The organism is Pseudaminobacter sp. Soil_N_29 (genome assembly GCF_057656055.1).
On record NZ_JBDGLC010000001.1, the window covers coordinates 97,482 to 114,187 of the forward strand.

Sequence of the window (16,706 nt, forward strand, 5' to 3'; positions counted from 1 at the left end):
CATGGCGGCGGCGCTCAGGCGGCGAAACGCTTGGCGCCCGCGACGCACATCACCACAGCTGCTGTGACCGCGACCATCGACCATCCCACCGCTTCATGCAGCAGCGTGGCCGCTAGCAAGAGACCGAAGAAGGGCTGCAGCAGCTGCAACTGCCCGACCGCAGCGATGCCGCCCTGCGCCAAGCCCCGATACCAGAAGACGAAGCCGATCAGCATGCTGAACAGCGAGACATAGGCAAGACCGATCCAGGCCGGGCTGCCGATGCCCGCCCACGACACCGGCATGGTGTAGAGCATCAGAGCGCCCATCACAGGCAGCGACATCACCAAGGCCCAGGAGATGACCTGCCAACCGCCAAGCCTGCGCGACAATCTTGCGCCTTCCGCATAACCGAGGCCGCAGACGACGATTGCCGCGAGCATCAGCAGGTCGCCTTTCGGCGACGCCGAAAAGCCTTGCGTCAGAGCAAAGCCGGCCACCAGCACGCTGCCGACACATGAAAACAACCAGAAGGCCGGGCGCGGTCGCTCGCCGCCGCGCAATACGCCGAAGATGGCGGTCGCCAGCGGCAACAGCCCGATGAAGACGATCGAGTGGGCGGAAGTCACCTGCTGCAGTGCCAGCGCCGTCAGCAGCGGGAAGCCGACGACGACGCCCAAGGCCACCACGGCAAGGGAAAAGAGATCGCTGCGCGCCGGCAGCTTCTCACGGAACGCCAGCAGCAATACCGAGGCCGCGACGGCGGCAATGCTGGCGCGGGCGACGGTGAGGAAAACCGGATCGAAATCTGCCACCGCCACGCGCGTCGCCGGCAGTGATCCGCTGAAGATCAGCACCCCAAGAAACCCGTTGATCCAGCCGCTCGCCGATTTGTCCATGGCCCGCTCCCATTTGAGAGGCGGTATCGATCTTCGCGGCTGGCGCAGCCAGAGACAGTACGGTACAGTTTTGCCGAACTGTATTGCTTACGGGAGCAGCACAGATGACGTTGCAGCAACGCTTCGGCGATGAATCCGGCACGCTGGTGGAGCAGGTGATGCAGGCGATCCGCAAGCGCATCGCCGCCCGCACGCTGGCGCCGGGAGCAAGGCTGCCTTCCATCCGCGGCTTAGCCGAGGCGATGCAGGTTTCCAAATCGACCGTGGTGGAAGCCTATGACCGCCTTGCGGCCGAGGGGGTTATCCGCTCTCGACGTGGCGCCGGCTTCTATGTCGCCGGCCATTTGGTGCCGCTTTCGCTTGCCGAGATCGGGCCGCGACTCGACCGCGAAGTCGATCCGCTCTGGGTCTCGCGGCAATCGCTGGAGGCGGGCGACACCATGCTCAAGCCCGGTTGCGGCTGGCTGCCAAGGGAATGGATGCCGGAGGAAGCCATCCGGCGGGCGCTGCGAAACCTGGCGCGGACGGAGCAGATCAACCTCAGCGACTACGGCCCGCCACTGGGACTGGGGCCACTGCGCCAGCTTCTGTCACGCCGCTTGGCCGACCGCGGCATCGAAGCCGAGCCCCGCCAGATCATGCTGACGGACTCCGGCACGCAGGCCATCGACCTGCTCTGCCGCTTTCTGCTTGAGCCTGGCGACACGGTGCTGGTCGACGACCCCTGCTATTTCAACTTTCACGCCATGCTGCGGGCGCATCGCGCCAAGGTTGTCGGCGTGCCCTATACCTCGACGGGCCCGGATCTCGATGTCTTTGCGCAGACGCTGACCGAGCATCGGCCGCGGCTCTACATCACCAACTCCGGGCTCCACAACCCGACCGGCGCGACGCTGTCGCCGGTCACTGCCCACCGCCTGTTGAAGCTGGCCGAGCAGCACAACCTCACCATCATCGAGGACGACATCTTCGCCGATTTCGAGCCGGAGCCGGCGCCGCGCCTCGCCGCCTTCGACGGACTCGACCGCGTCATCCACATCGGCAGCTTCTCCAAGACGCTGTCGGCGGCGGTGCGCTGCGGCTTCATTGCCGCTCGCCCGGACTGGATCGAGGGGCTGATCGACCTGAAGCTTGCGACCTCCTTCGGTGGCGGAGCTTTTTCGGCCGAGCTTGTGCATGCCCTGCTGAAGGACGGCAGCTACCGCAAGCATGTGGAGGGTTTGCGCGAGCGGCTGGCCCGCGCCATGGGCGAGACCGGCCCCCGACTGAAGAAGCTGGGGCTGAAGCCCTGGATCGAGCCGCGCGCCGGCATGTTCCTGTGGTGCCGCTTGCCGGAGGGGCTGGACGCGGCAGACATCGCGCGCCGCGCGCTGGCCGAGAACCTCGTGCTGGCGCCCGGCAATGCCTTCAGCCTGTCGCAATCGGCCAGCGGCTTCCTGCGCTTCAACGTGGCGCAGTCGCTCGATCCGCGCGTCTTTGCGGTGCTGGAACGGGCGATGGGGGCTCAGCCCATTTGACACCGCGCATGATCCGTATCATGGTGTGATACACAATGCGGAAACCACATGATCGTTTCGTTCTACGACAAGATGACCGAAGGGATCGCCACCGGCGGCAAGCCGCCAAAGGGATTTCCGGCCGACCTGGTTCGTTCCGCGCAGCGAAAGCTCGCCATGCTGGATGCCGCCCACAAACTCAACGATTTGCGCTCGCTGCCTGGCAACCGGCTTGAGGCCCTGAAGAATGACCGCGCTGGACAGCATTCGATCCGCATCAATGATCAGTGGCGCATATGCTTCATTTGGACCGACGCCGGGCCGGACCGGGTGGAGATCACCGATTACCATTGAAGCGCGGCTTTGCACGATGACGCCAAGCCTGATGGATAAGGAACCATTCAAATGACGACGGAGCTACAGCCGGTACACCCCGGTGAAATCCTGAGGGAAGAATATTTGCGTGAACTGCACATGAGCGCGGGTGCACTCGCCAAGAAGCTCGGCGTCCCGCGCACTCGCATTGAAAGGCTGGTCAAGGAGACGACGCCCGTTACCGTCGACACGGCCTTGCGCCTTGCAAAATTCTTCCACACCACGCCACAGTTCTGGATCAATCTCCAGACCTCCTACGACATCAAAACCGAAGCCAGATCCTTGGAAAAGGAACTGGAGAAGATCGAACCGCTCGCCGATTTCGAACACGCAGCCTGATGTCGACACCATCAGAGGCATCTCTGCCGTGAGACCCAATCTTCTGACTTGATCCTAACTGAATAGCTTTTCCGCAGCCCTCGAATCCGAGTATTATGCGCGCCATGCAGATCCGACACCTCCCTGAAACGATGATCAACCAGATCGCGGCCGGCGAGGTCATCGAGCGCCCGGCGAGCGTGGTCAAGGAACTGGTCGAGAATGCGCTCGACGCAGGCGCGTCGCGCATCGAGGTGGCGACAGCCGGCGGCGGGCTCAACCTGATCCGCGTTGGCGACGACGGCTCCGGCATCCCGCCGGACGAACTGGAAATGGCCGTCTCGCGCCACTGCACTTCCAAGCTGGCGAACGACATCCACGACATCCGCTCGCTGGGCTTCCGCGGCGAGGCGCTGCCGTCGATCGGCTCGGTCTCGCGGCTCACCATCCGCTCGCGCACCGAAAAGGCCGATGCGGCGGCGGAAATTTCCATCGAAGGCGGCAATGTCTCTTCCGTGCGACCGGCGGCGGCCAATCGCGGCACCTCGGTGGAGGTGCGCGACCTGTTCTTCGCCACGCCCGCGCGCCTGAAGTTCATGAAGGGCGAGCGCGCCGAGGCAACCGCCATCGGCGACGTCGTCAAGCGCATCGCCATCGCCTTCCCCGCTGTGCGATTCACGCTCTCCGGGTCCGACCGCACCACGCTCGAACTGCCGGCAAGCAACGAGACTCCGGATGGCCGCCTTGCCCGCATCGCGCAGGTGATGGGCAAGGAGTTTCCGCAGAACTCCATCGCCATCGACGCCATGCGCGAAGGCGTACAGCTCACCGGCCATGTTTCGATCCCGTCCTATTCGCGGGCCAACGCGCTGCAGCAATATGCATATGTCAACGGCCGGCCGGTGCGCGACAAGCTGATCGCCTCGGCCATTCGCGGCGCCTATGCCGACGTGCTGCCGCGTGACCGCCACGCTGTGACCGTGCTGTTCCTGGCGCTGGATCCCGCCACGGTGGACGTGAACGTGCATCCGGCCAAGGCCGATGTGCGCTTCCGCGACCCCGGGCTGGTGCGCGGCCTGATCGTCGGCGCCATCCGCGAGGCGCTCGCCAATGCCGGCCTGCGCTCGGCGACCTCCGGCGCATCGGCGATGATGAGCGCCTTCCGGCCCGGCGCTGCCACCTACGGCCACCCGGGTCCCGCCAACGGGCATCGCAGCTTCAACCCCGGCTTCCGGGCTGCCGCAACGGCGGGCTTCGATGCCGCCCGCTCACCATATCGCCCGCTGGAAACGGGCGGCTTCGCCGAGGCCGCGCAGGCAAGCTTTGATGCGGGTCCGTCCGGGCCAAGCGTGGACGCCCGCGCCGGCCAGACGGAAATCCCCAAGGCCCTGCTGCAAAAGCAGCTTGGCGCGGCGCGCGCGCAGGTGCACGAGAACTATATCGTCGCCCAGACGGAAGATTCGCTCATCATTGTCGACCAGCACGCGGCGCATGAGCGGCTGGTCTACGAGGCGCTGAAGAACGCGATCCATTCGCGCCCCCTGCCCTCGCAAATGCTGCTCCTGCCCGAGATCGTCGACTTGCCGGAAGACGATGCAACGCGGCTTGCGGCGCACGCCGAGACGTTGCGCCAGTTCGGGCTCGGCATCGAGCGCTTCGGCCCCGGCGCGATAGCGGTGCGCGAGACCCCGGCCATGCTCGGCGAGACGGAGGTGGCGCAACTGGTGCGGGACCTTGCCGACGAGATCGCCGACAACGACACCACCGAGACGCTGAAGGCCCGGCTCGACGCTATCGCCGCCACCATGGCCTGCCACGGCTCGGTTCGATCAGGGCGGCGGCTGCTGCCGGAAGAGATGAACGCCCTGCTGCGGCAGATGGAAGCCACGCCCGGTTCCGGCACCTGCAACCACGGCCGCCCGACCTATATCGAGCTGAAGCTCGCCGACATCGAGAGATTGTTCGGCCGCCGCTGACCTCCGAAGCGGAGGAAACAACTTCGCCCGTACCGCGTCCGGGCTGTCATGCAGCTGTCATCGGCGCGTGATGAAAGCCGTTTCATGCAGAGCGGCACGGTCGGTCAAATGGCCAGTCTTTCCCAACATTGCGCTTCGCCTTCCGAGGCGCGCGGAGAGCGCTTTCTGATCGTGACCGACGCGTGGCACCCGCAAATCAACGGCGTGGTGCGCACGCTGGAGCGGCTGGCCGAAGAGCTGGAGGCGAAAGGCTGCGTCCTCGAGTTTCTGACGCCGCAGGACTTCCGGAACCTTCCCCTGCCCTTCTACGCCGAGATCCAGCTGGCGCTGGCAACGCCAGGACGCGTCGCGAAGCATATTCGCCGGGCACGCCCCGATCATGTGCACATCGCCACCGAAGGCCCGCTCGGCATGCTGGCTCGCCGCTTCTGCCTTCGGCACGGCCTCGCCTTCACCACCAGCTATCACACGCGGTTCCCGGAATATCTCAGCGCGCGTGCACCGGTCCCCGAACGCTGGAGCTATGCCTGGCTGAGTCGCTTCCACAATGCCGGCAACGGCACGCTGGTGGCCACGCCCTCGCTTGCGGCCGAGCTAACGGCGCGCGGATTCCGCAATGTCAGGCCATGGACGCGCGGCGTCGATACCGGCCTCTATCGCCCCGACCGGCCGCAGGTGCTGGAGCTGCCGCGGCCGATTTTCCTCTCGGTCGGCCGCGTCGCCGTGGAAAAGAACCTCCCTGCGTTTCTGGATCTCGACCTGCCTGGCAGCAAGGTCATCGTCGGTGATGGTCCCGACCTGAAACGCCTGCGCACGGCCTATCCCGACGCCATCTTCCTCGGCGCGAAAACAGGCGAAGAGCTGGCCGACATCTATGCCAGCGCCGACGTGTTCGTCTTTCCCAGCCGCACCGATACATTCGGCATCGTGCTGCTGGAAGCGCTGGCGAGCGGGTTGCCCATTGCCGCCTTTCCCGTGACCGGCCCGATCGACGTGCTTGGCGACGGGCTCGGCGGCGCACTGTCGCAAGACTTGCGGCAGGCGGCACTGGAGGCTCTGGCCATCCCCCGCAACGAGGCGCGCGCAAAGGCACTAACCTATAGCTGGGCGACCTGCGCAGACATTTTCCTGGAACATACTGGCGCCGCGCACATTGACGCGCCGGATACGGCCCGGAAGCCTTCCGCTTGACCTCGCGGCCGATTTGTGGCGGAACATTCCGGTAACACAGGCTTGAGCACGAACATGATGAACCGTTTCGAGGGTCCCGGCGCCCGGGAAGCCCGCATTCGCTATCTCGACGGAGATTTCCAGGTAACCAGCCCCGGCTCCTTCGTGCGCTGCGTCGTGACCGGCGAATCGATTCCGCTCGACGAACTCAAATACTGGAGCGTGGAGCGCCAGGAGCCTTACCTCAACGCCAGCGTCTCGCTGCAGCGGGAGCTCGAGGCGCATCCGGAACTGCGGGTCCGGCGCGGCTGACGCGTTTCCCAGAAGGCGCAAGGGTAGGCCTGCAACGATAGCAGCCACCCGACCAACCGGATCTAGGCTCTACCCCGCCGCTGCCGCCAGGCTTCCAGCGTGTCGCCGATGATGCGCGCAGGAGCGTGCTTCAGATCGAAGGCAGCGTCGATTTCCAGCACGTTTAGGCAATCCACGAGGTCTTTCGGCGCGTTGTGGCGCAGGCGCGCCGCGTCCTTCGCCGTCGTCACAAGTTCCAGCCCTTGCGCGTCGGCCACGGCCATCAGGTCGTCGAGTTCGTCCTTGCCATAGACGTGATGGTCGCCGAAGGAGCGCTTGAGTGCGACCGTGCCGCCGGCGCGGGCCACGGTGTCGTAAAACTTCTCGGGGTGCCCGATACCGGCAAAGGCGAGGAAACGCCGCCCTGCAAAACTCTGCGCGTCGCGCGGGCGCGCCACGGCCTCGAATACAGCCACACCGGCGCGCGAGGCCTTGCGCACGATGTGATCGGCGGCAGTACCCTCGCCCATCTTCAGCACCGCGTCGGCAAAGCGCAACTGATGCACCAGCGGAGCACGCAACGGCCCGCCGGGAATGACGTGGCCGTTGCCGATGCCATAGCGGGCATCGACCACCAGCAGCGCATAGTCGATGTGGATGTGCGCGCTCTGGAAGCCGTCGTCCATGATCAGGAAGTCGCAGCCCTGTTCCAGCAGCAGCTTGGCGCCGGCTGCGCGGCTGGCCGTTACCGCCACGGGCGCATGCTCGGCCAGCAGCAGCGGCTCGTCGCCCACATGCTTGGCGCTGTCGTGGGCGGCGTTGACGATATGGGGCTGGCTGAAATTGCCGCCATGGCCACGCGAAAGGAAGCCGGGCCGGAGACCCATGCGCCGCGCTTCGCCGGCGAGCGTGATCGCCACCGGCGTCTTGCCTGAACCGCCGACTGTGAAATTGCCGACGCAAAGCACCGGCAGGTCGAACCGCTCGCGCTTGGCGGTCAGCATGCGCCGGCTCGCCACCAATCCGTAGAGCATCGAAGCTGGCCACAGCGCATAGACGCGCCAGTCTGGCCGCTCCCACCAGAACGGAGGCGCCTCGCTCGCCACCTCTATTGCGTCCCTTTCAGCCGCGACTTCACGATCAGCGGCTGGATGAACGGATCGAGCGCCTTAAGCGTCTTTGCCAGCGCGCCGCGCATTTCGTCGACGGCGGTCATGCCGGCGGCAATCATGTTGCGGCGCACCTTTTCATTGAGCAGGAGGAAATTCACCGCGCCGGCAAGCATGTCCGGGTCGCGCACCAGCTTGGCGCCGCCGCGCTCGATGAGGCGTTGATAGCTCTCGCGAAAATTCTGGACATTGCGTCCAGCCAGAACCGCGGTTCTGAGCATGGCCGGCTCGAGCGGATTCTGCCCGCCTTCCGAGGTGAGCGAGCGGCCGACGAAGGCGATCTCGGTCAGGCGCAGGAAAAGCCCCATCTCGCCGATCGTGTCGCCAAACAGGATATCGGTGTCTGAGTCGATACTGTCGCCCGTGCTGCGCCGAGCCACTTTCAGGCCCATGGCGGCGAACTCTTCCACGAGCGAGGCAGCGCGATCCGGATGCCGTGGCACGATGATGGTGAGCAGGCCCGGATGGCGCGAGCGCAGCCGCATGTGCACATCCGCCGCCACCATCTCCTCGCCGTCATGTGTGGAGACCGCGGCCCAGGTCGGCCGCCGTCCGATCTGCCGCTGGAGTAGAAAAAGTTCCCGCTCGTCGGCAGGCGGCGGCGCGGTGTCCACCTTCAGGTTTCCCGAAACGGTGACGGGCCGCGCGCCAAGTGCGGCGAAGCGCTGGCCGTCGAGATCGGACTGCGCCACGACATGGGCAAGGTTTTCGAACAGCGCCTCGGCCAGATAGGCCCGCTTGTGCCAGGACGCGAAGGACCGGTCCGACAGGCGGCCGTTGACGAGCACCTGCGGCACGCGACGCTTGCCAAGCTCCAGGATGGTCATGGGCCAGATCTCGGATTCGGCGATGATCGCCAGATCAGGCTGCCAGTGGTCGAGGAAGCGGCTGACCGCCGGCTTCAGGTCTAGCGGCACATATTGATGGATGATGCGATCGCCGAGCCGTTCCTCGGCCACCCGCGCCGAAGTGACGGTGCCGGTGGTCAGCACCACGTTGATGCCGTAGCTGAGGATGGTTTCGATCAGCGGCACGACGGCAAGCGTCTCGCCTACGCTGGCGGCATGCATCCAGATCAGCGGGCCTTCCGGCCTTGGCCTTCCAGGGCGGCCGTAGCGTTCGCGCCGCCGTGCATGATCTTCCTTGCCCTTGGTGGAACGCCAGGTGACATAGGTGCCGATCACCGGATAGGCGAGCGATCCGGCCAGCCGATAGGTCGACAAAAGGGCGCGGGCCCAGCGCTCGCTCATGTCCGGCCACCGTCGACGATGCTGTAGGCCTCTTCCGTGGCCCGGGTCAGCGAGGCGGTCAGTTCCTGGCGCTTGCGCTCCATCTCGGCCGCGTCGGCATCGGCCGGCACATGTAGCGGCTCGCCCACGATCGCCGCCGAACGACCGAACGGCAGGTTGATCGTGGTCTTGTCCCACGTCTTTTCCAGAACCTTGCGCCGGCTGGTGGCGACCGCCAGCGGAACGACGGGCCTGCCGGACAGGCGGGCAAGCGTAACGATGCCCAGTCCCGCCTCGCGCGGGGTGCCATGTGGAATGTCTGCAATCATGGCCACGTTGGTGCCGGCATCAAGCGCCTTTTTCAGGGCAATCAGCGCCCTGGCGCCACCTTTGTCGAGGTGACGGACATCCTCACGGCCGCCGGAACCGCGCACTGCCTCGAAGCCCAGCTTTTCCAGCGCCAGCGCATTAAGTTCCGCGTCGGCGCTGCGAGAAACCATGGCCAGCATCTTTTGCCCTCGCGGCAGCAGGCAAGGTGCCAGCAGGTGCTGGCCGTGCCACAGCGCGATGATTGCCGGGCTGAGCTCGGCCTGCGCCTCCCTGAGGTTGGACGACCCCTTCGCGAGCGGATTGGTCAGGCGCACAAAGCGCAATGCATAGGCAAGGAAGCTCCCGATCGCGCCCTTGACGAAGCGCGACTGCGCAAGCGGCTTGCGGACCTTACGCCAAAAGCTCTGCACAACGCCCGCCTTGCGTTTCTTGCCGGCCGCCACCCTGGCCACCGGCGCCACTGCTTGGTCCTCCATCAGCGCTGACCGGAGGCCCCATTTTCGTCCGGATTCAACAGGCGATGCAGATGGACCACGAAATAACGCATATGCGCATTGTCGACGCTGGCCTGCGCCTTCGACTTCCAGGCGGTTTCAGCCGACTTGTAGTCGGGGAAAATGCCGACGATGTCCAGCTTGTCCAAATCGCGGAACTCGGTGGAGTCGAGCGTCTTCAGCTCGCCACCGAAAACCAGGTGCAAAAGCTGCTTTTTTCCGTCTGCATCGGCCATGGCTATTCCTGAATCGTGAATGCAAATTTGCCACTACCTAAAGCAAATCCGCGCATTTTGAAACCGCCTCGCCCGTCAGCGTTGGGCGATCACCTCCGCAATGACGGCAAGCAGGTCGCCGCTGCCGGCAACGAGCGCGTCATGCGACGTAATTGAACCGCCATAGGAGGGCGCGTTCCCCAACGTATTCAGAAGGCAACCACCCGCCTCGCGCAGGATCAGATCGGCTGCGGCGATGTCCCAGTCGTGGGCGTTTGGCTTGACGAAGGTGGCATCAAGAGCGCCTTCCGCGATCATCGCCAGCCGGTAGGCCAGCGAGGGGACGTGGGACATACGGCGCACCCGCTCGCGCCACGTCTCGGGCAAGGCCTCGAAGAATGGCTTCGGCCCGCCGATTACGGCTTCCGGCCCTGGATCACGCACCCGAATGGGCGCGCCGTTCTTCCAGGCGCCCGCGCCCGGCGTTGCAAAATAGACCTCTTCACGCGCCGGGCAATCGAGCACGCCGACGACCGGCTGGCCCGCCTCCACGACTGCGACGCTGATGCACCAGGTGCTTGCCCCCTCGATGAAGCCGCGCGTGCCGTCGATCGGATCGACGACGAAGGTGCGGCGCATCGACAGCCGCTCGCCGGTGTCGGCGGTTTCTTCCGACAGCCAGCCGTAGCCGGGGCGTGCCGCAGTCAGTGTCTCGCGCAGGAAGGTGTCGACCGCGAAATCGGCCTCGGTGACGGGCGACTGGCCCGTCTTCATCCACACTTCGGGATTGCGCTTGAAATATCGCATCGCGATACCGCCGGCCTCGCGTGCCGCATCGATCAGCAGCGAGAGGTCGTCCTTGCGACTCGTCATTGCGATGGCTTCAGTTGCCCGCAAGCGTCATCCCTTCAATGAGCAATGTCGGCGCGGCGGTCCCGAAATTGCGGTCAAGATCGTCAGCGGGGATCATGTTGAGGAACATGTCCTTGAGGTTGGAGGCGATAGTAACTTCCGCCACCGGATAGGCAAGCTCGCCATTCTCGATCCAGAAGCCGGAAGCGCCGCGACTGTACTCGCCGGTGACCATGTTGACGCCCTGGCCAAAGACCTCCGTGACATAGAAGCCGCTCTTGAGCGAGCGGATCAGGTCCTCGGGCGAGCGCTCGCCCGGCTCGATGGAAAAGTTGGTCGAACCCGGCGACACGGAGGAGCCACCGCGCACGCCGCGACCATTGGTCTTCAGCCCCAGTTCCTTCGCCGCCGAAACCGACAGGAACCAGTGGTTCAGCACGCCCTTGTCGACCATCACCAGCTTCTCGCCTTCCACGCCCTCGCCGTCGAACGGGCGGGAGGATGGACCGCGCATGCGCAGCGGCTCATCGATGACGGTGATGGAGGCCGACGCCACCTGCTTGCCCATCATGTCGCGCAGAAAGCTGGTCTTGCGCGCGACCGAGGCGCCGTTGATGGCTCCCCCAAGATGGCCGGCAATTCCGCGCGCCACGCGCGGATCGAACACCACGTCGACCGGGCCGGTCTTGGCCTTGCGCGGGTTGAGCCGCCGCACCGCCCGCTCGCCGGCCGTGCGGCCGATCTTCTCGGGCGTTTCCAGGTCGGCGAAGTGAAGGCGCGAGGAGAAGTCGTAGTCACGCTCCATGCCGGTGCCCTCGCCCGCGATCACGCTGGTGGAGCGCGAGAAACGGGTGGCGGCATACTGGCCGAGGAAGCCGTGCGACGTTGCAAGCACCAGCCCGCCCATGCCGGCACTGGCGCCGCTGCCGCCGGAATTGGTGACGCCTGGGATGGCAAGTGCCGCTTCCTCGGCTGCCAGCGCATCGGCCTTGAGCTGCTCGGCGGAAACGACGGTGCCGTCGATGAGGTCAAGGTCGCGAATGGTCTTTGCCAGCAGCTCGACATCGGCCAGCCCCTGGAACGGGTCTTCAGGTGACACCCTCGCCATGGCGACCGCCCGCTCCGCGAGGGCTGCGGGATCGGAAGCGGCCGTCGCCGATACGCTGGCGACACGCTGGCCAACGAATACACGCAGGGATACGTCCTCGCTCTCGGAGGCTTCGGTGCCCTCGACCTTGCCCAGGCGCACGGAAACACTGGTCGAGCGGCCGCGAACAGCGACAGCGTCGGCTGCGTCGGCGCCGGCCTTCTTGGCCGCCTCCACAAGCGCGGCGACCCGATCGGTCAGCCGTGCGGCATCCTGTGCAGTGTCGGAAATGTCGTTCATGCGAATCTTCCCAAACTTGCGTTCTTGGGTTCGTGCGCCAAGCGCGGCCGCCTGCTGCACCATCTATTGTTCCGCACCCTGTTGTGCAATGGGTTAGCTGAAGACTCTAGGCGCAATCGCCCGATGACTTAGCCCCTTCGCCGGTCACAACGCGCGAAGCCAACAAGGAAAGCCGAAAGCATGACGCCGTTTCACCTCGCCTTCCCCGTCCGCGACCTGGCTGAAACCCGCGCGTTCTATCGCGACGTTCTCGGCTGCGCGATCGGGCGCTCGTCAGAGACCTGGGTGGATTTCGACCTATACGGCCATCAGATGTCGGCGCATCTGCGCCCCGCAACGGCGGCCGCGGCCAGTGACGGGCAGGTCGACGGCAAGCTGGTGCCAATTCCGCATTTCGGCGTCGTCCTGCTTATGGACGACTGGCAGGCCTTGGCCGACCGGCTGCTGGCGCGCGACGATATCGACTGGCTGGAAAAGCCGATGCTGCGCTTTGCCGGTGAGCCGGGCGAACAGGCAACGCTGTTTATTCGCGACCCGTCGGGAAATGCGCTCGAGTTCAAGGGTTTTCGATCCCTCGAACAGGTTTTTGCGGGTTAAGACCCCGAGCAGCGTGAACACAGACCATCTGCCGCGAACACGGGTGGCGCAGTTCGCGGCCGGCTGCAGCAGCCGAACCACTCTGGAAATGAAAATGAGGGGCTAGGCGCGCCGGCGGTTTTCGCGTTTGTCCAGAACGACCTCGACCGCGCGCTTGAGTTCGTCCTTGATGGCGACTGTCTCGCCCATCACCGCGTCGATCTTGAGGAAGTCCAGCACGCGGAAGCGCGACACCGGCGGACGCATAAGAATGTCGGGCTGAGTATGCTCGAGCTTGCCGGCGATGATCGACTGCATCATCAGTTGCGAGGCGCCGAACATAAGGTCGATGGAGTTCGGCTTCCGGTATCCGTTGTCGGTGGGCGCGCCGATGACGTCGATGGCAATCACGATGTCAGCGTCCTTCTCCACCAAGTCGAACGGCACCGGGTTGTAGATACCGCCATCGATCAGCAGGCGGCCGCCGCGCTTGACCGGGCTGAACACCGCGGGGATGGCGGCGGAGGCCGCCAGCGCGGAATTGAGATCGCCCGAACTGAAAACCCTGAGCTGGTGTCCGAAGTAGTCGGTTGCCGTGACTCTCAGGGGGATTTTCAGCTCCTCGAAGGTGCCTGGGATTTCCGGCGGCAGGAACGATCTGAGGATGCGTTCTATGTTGAACTGGCTGACGCGCAGGCCGCCTTCCATCATTTCCGCAAACGTCATGGGCCGGGCCCGCCACATGCGGGTTGCCACTTCCGCCCGGCGCCCGAGGATGGACCGGGCGTAATCGTGTACTTGCCGGCCCGTCATGCCGGCAGCCATGCCGGCTCCCATGATCGCGCCGATCGAGGAGCCGGCAATTGCAACGGGGCGGATGCCCAGTTCGTCCAGCGCCTCGATGACGTGGATGTGGGCAAGACCGCGAGCTCCGCCGCCACCGAAGGCGACGGCGAAGGTTGGGCTCATCCATTGCCTCCCGCGGCTGCGGCAGTGGCAGCATCGGAGGGGCCGACGATCAGCTCGGCCGGGGCAACGTCCAGAAGCTTGCGCGCCGCCGCCTTCGTGTCCTCAAGCGTCACCGCATTGATGAGGCCCGCGCGACGCTGCATGTAGTCGATGCCGAGGCCCTCGACCTGAAGCTCCACCAGCGTGCTTGCAACAGCGCTCGAGGAGTCGAGGTTGTTGATGGGATAGGCGCCGATCAGGTACTTCTTGGCCGCCGTCAACTCGGCCTCCGTCGGTCCTTCATTGGCCATCTTGCTCACCACGTCGCGGATGACGCTCAGCGTCTCGTTCGCCTTATCAGCGCGAGTGGAGGTGCCGATTATCAGCGCCGAAGAGTGGTCGCTGTTCACCAGCGACGAACTCACGCCATAGGTCAGCCCGCGCTTTTCCCGCACCTCGTCGAAGAGCCGCGAGGAAAAGGTGCCGCCGCCCAGGATGTGGTTCATCAGAACGGCCGCGAAGAACTCGGGCTTGTCTCGCTCCACACCGGGATAGGTAAGCTGGATGCTGGTCTGCGGCAATGGGTATTCGACGCGAACCTGCTGCCCCAGCTTGGGCGCGATATCGGGCACCGGGGTGAGCGAGGGCTTCTCCGGCAGGCTGCCGAACAGCTTGTCCAGCTCGACCTTCAGGGCATCCGCATTGATGGCGCCGACGACCGCGACCTTCAGCTTCTGGCGGGCGAAGATGGCCTGATGCAGAGCGCGCAGGTCGTCCTGGGTGATCGTCGTCAGGGTCTTCTCGGTGCCCTCCGCACGCCTTGCATACGGATGATCGCCATAGAGCGCCGTCGCCCACTTGAACTGCGCCTCCGTGCTGGGATCGCGAGCGCCGGCAAGGATGCCGGAAACCATCTGCGCGCGAATGCGGTCCAGCGGTTCCTTGTCGAAGCGCGGTGCATTGATGGCCATGCGCAGCAGGTCGAACGCACTGTCCTTCTGCTCGGCCAGCATGCGCATGGAGCCATAGATCGCGTCGTTGTTGGCGCTGAAGCCCATGTCGGCACCGAGATCATCGAGGCGCGTCTGGAAGGCCTCTCTGTCGAGATCGCCCGCACCTTCGTCGAACAACCCGGTCATGAGAGTGGTCAGGCCTTCCTTGCCCTTGGGGTCTTGGGTGGTGCCGCCCTCGAAAGCGAAACGGATCGAGACGATCGGTACCGAATAATCTTCGACCAGCCAGGCGCTGACGCCGCTATCGGACTTCACTTCCTGGATGTTCATGTCGGCGCGTGCCGGCGCCAGGCCGTGCAGCAGCAACATCAGCGAGGTCGCAACGGTGGCCACGAAGCCAACCGCCGGCGAACGCAGGTCCATCTTCAGTGTCATTCAACTATTCCAGTTCAATTTGCGGGGGCGGCGGTGTTTACCGTCGGAGCAACGGCCGGAGTTCTGCCTTCAGGCTGTGCGCCGACCGGTTCAGGCCCGCCAGCAGGCGCATCCGCGCCGACAGGAGGCGCATCCGCCGTAGCGGGCTCGGCCTCTTCGCCGGAAGGCAGAAGATAGCTCGTCACCCCGATTTCGGGCCTCAGATACCTGGCCGCGACGGCCTGCACCTGCTCAGCCGTGACTGCACGGACCCTCTCGGGCCACTCCTGCACGTCCTTGACCGTCTTTCCCGTTGCAAGTGCTGCGCCGTAGATATTGGCCATGTTGGACTGCTTGTCGCGCGCAAAGATCATGCCACGCACATACCGGTCCTTGGCCTTCTGCAGCTCCTGCTCGCTCACACCTTCCTTGATGATGCGGGCGAGTTCGGCGTCGACCGCGCCTTCCACGGCTTGCAGGCCGCTCTCGTCGCGCGGCGAGCCGTAGAGCGTGAAGGACGTGTCGTCGAGCGAAGAGCCGTCGTAGAAAGCGCCAGCGTCAGAAGCGATGCCGCTCTTGACGATCAGCTGCTGGTAGAGACGGCTGCGCTGGCCGCCGCCCAGGATCTCTGACAGCAGGTCGAGCGCTTCTGCTTCACCGGGCTTGGCACGGGTATAGGACGGAACCACCCAGGCCCTGGAAAAACTCGGGACGGCGACACGCGCGTCGGTCAGCGTCACGGTGCGCTTGGTGTGCGGGGTCGGCTCGGTCGGGCGGATGCGCGGCGGCAGGTCCGGCCCGCGCGCCACCTTGCCGTAGGTCTTCTCGGCAAGCTCGCGCACCTTCTGCGGCTCGACGTCGCCAGCTACCACCAGCACCGCATTGTTGGGCGCGTAGTAGCGGTTGTAGAACTCGATCGCCTCGGGGCGGTTCAGCTGTTCCATCTCGTGCATCCAGCCGATAACCGGGATGCGGTAGGGATGGTTCTGGAACAGCGTAGCCTGGACCTCCTCGCCGAGCAGAGCCTCGGGGCTGCCCTCGATGCGCGAGCGGCGCTCCTCGAGGATGACGTCGCGCTCCGGCCCGATCACGTCGTCGGTGAGGATCAGGTTGCGCATGCGATCGGCCTCGAAACTCATCATGGTTTCGAGCGCATCCGGCGACACGGTCTGGTGGTAGGCGGTGTAGTCGTACGAGGTGAAGGCGTTCTCGCTGCCGCCGATCTCCGCGATCTTGGCCCCGAATTCGCCCGCCTTGTGGTTGGTCGTGCCCTTGAACATCAGGTGTTCGAAGAAATGTGCGATACCGGACTTGCCGGCCGGTTCGTCGGCGCTACCTATCTTGTACCAGACCATGTGGGTCACCACGGGTGCGCGGTGGTCTGGAATGACGACGACCTCCATGCCGTTGTCGAGCGTAAAGTTGGCGACGTCGGCGGAGGGTTCGGCGACGGCCGGAAGTGCAACTGCGGTGGCGACCAGCAGCGCAAGCGACGCGGCCCATGCCCGGCTGCGCGGCATCAGCCGCCCGGTTTCAAAAAACATCAACTGGGGCTCCTTGGCTTCTCGTTATTTTCGGCTTCTCGTTATTTTCACGAGCTTGCCGAGATATAGGTGCAAACACCCTATCCCGAAA

Annotated in this window: 17 protein-coding genes; 7 read left to right on the forward strand and 10 right to left on the reverse strand. The window is 65.0% G+C overall.

The window, feature by feature from the left end; genetic code table 11:
- Positions 1-14: 14 nt before the first annotated feature.
- Positions 15-878: a DMT family transporter gene (locus AC3A4H_RS00435; protein ID WP_487764934.1), complete on the reverse strand. Its 864-nt coding sequence runs from the start codon at positions 876-878 to the stop codon at positions 15-17.
- Between the two features lie 104 nt (positions 879-982).
- Between AC3A4H_RS00435 and AC3A4H_RS00440 the strand changes: the two genes are divergently transcribed.
- The 6 genes from AC3A4H_RS00440 (at position 983) to AC3A4H_RS00465 (ending at position 6,525) form a co-directional block, all read left to right on the forward strand.
- Positions 983-2,395 (forward strand): aminotransferase-like domain-containing protein, encoded by a 1,413-nt coding sequence (locus AC3A4H_RS00440; RefSeq protein WP_487764935.1) that lies wholly within the window; start codon positions 983-985, stop codon positions 2,393-2,395.
- A 48-nt stretch (positions 2,396-2,443) separates the two neighbouring features.
- Entirely contained in the window at positions 2,444-2,728 is a 285-nt protein-coding gene (locus AC3A4H_RS00445) for a type II toxin-antitoxin system RelE/ParE family toxin (RefSeq protein ID WP_487764936.1), read from the forward strand.
- Between the two features lie 51 nt (positions 2,729-2,779).
- The gene (locus AC3A4H_RS00450) at positions 2,780-3,088 is read left to right on the forward strand and encodes a HigA family addiction module antitoxin (protein ID WP_487764937.1); all 309 of its coding nucleotides are present in this window, start codon (positions 2,780-2,782) and stop codon (positions 3,086-3,088) included.
- A gap of 104 nt (positions 3,089-3,192) precedes the next feature.
- Complete coding sequence (mutL, locus tag AC3A4H_RS00455; RefSeq protein ID WP_487764938.1) at positions 3,193-5,043, forward strand: DNA mismatch repair endonuclease MutL; 1,851 nt, start codon at positions 3,193-3,195, stop codon at positions 5,041-5,043.
- Between the two features lie 108 nt (positions 5,044-5,151).
- Entirely contained in the window at positions 5,152-6,234 is a 1,083-nt protein-coding gene (locus AC3A4H_RS00460) for a glycosyltransferase family 4 protein (RefSeq protein ID WP_487764939.1), read from the forward strand.
- A 54-nt stretch (positions 6,235-6,288) separates the two neighbouring features.
- Complete coding sequence (locus AC3A4H_RS00465; protein WP_348791335.1) at positions 6,289-6,525, forward strand: DUF2093 domain-containing protein; 237 nt, start codon at positions 6,289-6,291, stop codon at positions 6,523-6,525.
- Between the two features lie 62 nt (positions 6,526-6,587).
- On the opposite strand, the gene lpxK is transcribed toward AC3A4H_RS00465, so the two are convergent.
- From lpxK to AC3A4H_RS00495, 6 genes are all read right to left on the reverse strand, one after another.
- Positions 6,588-7,610: a tetraacyldisaccharide 4'-kinase gene (lpxK, locus tag AC3A4H_RS00470; RefSeq protein ID WP_487764940.1), complete on the reverse strand. Its 1,023-nt coding sequence runs from the start codon at positions 7,608-7,610 to the stop codon at positions 6,588-6,590.
- A 2-nt stretch (positions 7,611-7,612) separates the two neighbouring features.
- Positions 7,613-8,923 carry a lipid IV(A) 3-deoxy-D-manno-octulosonic acid transferase gene (gene waaA / locus AC3A4H_RS00475; protein ID WP_487764941.1) on the reverse strand — a complete coding sequence of 437 codons (1,311 nt, stop codon included), beginning with the start codon at positions 8,921-8,923 and terminating at the stop codon, positions 7,613-7,615.
- Complete coding sequence (locus AC3A4H_RS00480; RefSeq protein ID WP_487764942.1) at positions 8,920-9,708, reverse strand: lysophospholipid acyltransferase family protein; 789 nt, start codon at positions 9,706-9,708, stop codon at positions 8,920-8,922. The genes waaA and AC3A4H_RS00480 overlap by 4 nt, the downstream gene beginning before the upstream one ends.
- Positions 9,708-9,962: a DUF4170 domain-containing protein gene (locus tag AC3A4H_RS00485; RefSeq protein WP_487764943.1), complete on the reverse strand. Its 255-nt coding sequence runs from the start codon at positions 9,960-9,962 to the stop codon at positions 9,708-9,710. Before AC3A4H_RS00485 ends, AC3A4H_RS00480 begins: the two co-directional genes overlap by 1 nt.
- A gap of 75 nt (positions 9,963-10,037) precedes the next feature.
- Entirely contained in the window at positions 10,038-10,814 is a 777-nt protein-coding gene (locus tag AC3A4H_RS00490) for a 3'(2'),5'-bisphosphate nucleotidase CysQ (RefSeq protein WP_487764944.1), read from the reverse strand.
- Between the two features lie 10 nt (positions 10,815-10,824).
- Positions 10,825-12,180, reverse strand: a complete 1,356-nt coding sequence (locus tag AC3A4H_RS00495) for a TldD/PmbA family protein (protein WP_487764945.1) — start codon at positions 12,178-12,180, stop codon at positions 10,825-10,827.
- 180 nt (positions 12,181-12,360) lie between these two features.
- On the opposite strand from AC3A4H_RS00495, the gene AC3A4H_RS00500 reads away from it, so the two are divergent.
- Positions 12,361-12,777 carry a VOC family protein gene (locus tag AC3A4H_RS00500; protein ID WP_487764946.1) on the forward strand — a complete coding sequence of 139 codons (417 nt, stop codon included), beginning with the start codon at positions 12,361-12,363 and terminating at the stop codon, positions 12,775-12,777.
- Positions 12,778-12,879: 102 nt separating this feature from the next.
- On the opposite strand, the gene AC3A4H_RS00505 is transcribed toward AC3A4H_RS00500, so the two are convergent.
- From AC3A4H_RS00505 to AC3A4H_RS00515, 3 genes are read right to left on the reverse strand one after another with little or no spacing between them, the layout of a single operon-like run.
- Complete coding sequence (locus tag AC3A4H_RS00505) at positions 12,880-13,725, reverse strand: patatin-like phospholipase family protein (protein WP_487764947.1); 846 nt, start codon at positions 13,723-13,725, stop codon at positions 12,880-12,882.
- Positions 13,722-15,092: a M16 family metallopeptidase gene (locus AC3A4H_RS00510; RefSeq protein ID WP_487764948.1), complete on the reverse strand. Its 1,371-nt coding sequence runs from the start codon at positions 15,090-15,092 to the stop codon at positions 13,722-13,724. Before AC3A4H_RS00510 ends, AC3A4H_RS00505 begins: the two co-directional genes overlap by 4 nt.
- Before the next feature lie 14 nt (positions 15,093-15,106).
- Positions 15,107-16,615, reverse strand: coding sequence for a M16 family metallopeptidase (locus AC3A4H_RS00515; RefSeq protein ID WP_487764949.1), 1,509 nt, complete (start codon positions 16,613-16,615; stop codon positions 15,107-15,109).
- Between the last annotated feature and the right edge of the window lie 91 nt (positions 16,616-16,706).

Coding starts and splice junctions, on each gene's coding strand:
- AC3A4H_RS00515 (WP_487764949.1), bottom strand. CDS start 16,615: ATGTTTTTTGAAACCGGGCGGCTGATGCCGCGCAGCCGGGCATGGGCC.
- AC3A4H_RS00435 (WP_487764934.1), bottom strand. CDS start 878: ATGGACAAATCGGCGAGCGGCTGGATCAACGGGTTTCTTGGGGTGCTG.
- AC3A4H_RS00480 (WP_487764942.1), bottom strand. CDS start 9,708: ATGGAGGACCAAGCAGTGGCGCCGGTGGCCAGGGTGGCGGCCGGCAAG.
- AC3A4H_RS00450 (WP_487764937.1), top strand. CDS start 2,780: ATGACGACGGAGCTACAGCCGGTACACCCCGGTGAAATCCTGAGGGAA.
- AC3A4H_RS00495 (WP_487764945.1), bottom strand. CDS start 12,180: ATGAACGACATTTCCGACACTGCACAGGATGCCGCACGGCTGACCGAT.
- AC3A4H_RS00445 (WP_487764936.1), top strand. CDS start 2,444: ATGATCGTTTCGTTCTACGACAAGATGACCGAAGGGATCGCCACCGGC.
- waaA (WP_487764941.1), bottom strand. CDS start 8,923: ATGAGCGAGCGCTGGGCCCGCGCCCTTTTGTCGACCTATCGGCTGGCC.
- AC3A4H_RS00440 (WP_487764935.1), top strand. CDS start 983: ATGACGTTGCAGCAACGCTTCGGCGATGAATCCGGCACGCTGGTGGAG.
- AC3A4H_RS00505 (WP_487764947.1), bottom strand. CDS start 13,725: ATGAGCCCAACCTTCGCCGTCGCCTTCGGTGGCGGCGGAGCTCGCGGT.
- AC3A4H_RS00485 (WP_487764943.1), bottom strand. CDS start 9,962: ATGGCCGATGCAGACGGAAAAAAGCAGCTTTTGCACCTGGTTTTCGGT.
- mutL (WP_487764938.1), top strand. CDS start 3,193: ATGCAGATCCGACACCTCCCTGAAACGATGATCAACCAGATCGCGGCC.
- AC3A4H_RS00510 (WP_487764948.1), bottom strand. CDS start 15,092: ATGACACTGAAGATGGACCTGCGTTCGCCGGCGGTTGGCTTCGTGGCC.
- AC3A4H_RS00500 (WP_487764946.1), top strand. CDS start 12,361: ATGACGCCGTTTCACCTCGCCTTCCCCGTCCGCGACCTGGCTGAAACC.
- AC3A4H_RS00460 (WP_487764939.1), top strand. CDS start 5,152: ATGGCCAGTCTTTCCCAACATTGCGCTTCGCCTTCCGAGGCGCGCGGA.
- AC3A4H_RS00465 (WP_348791335.1), top strand. CDS start 6,289: ATGATGAACCGTTTCGAGGGTCCCGGCGCCCGGGAAGCCCGCATTCGC.
- AC3A4H_RS00490 (WP_487764944.1), bottom strand. CDS start 10,814: ATGACGAGTCGCAAGGACGACCTCTCGCTGCTGATCGATGCGGCACGC.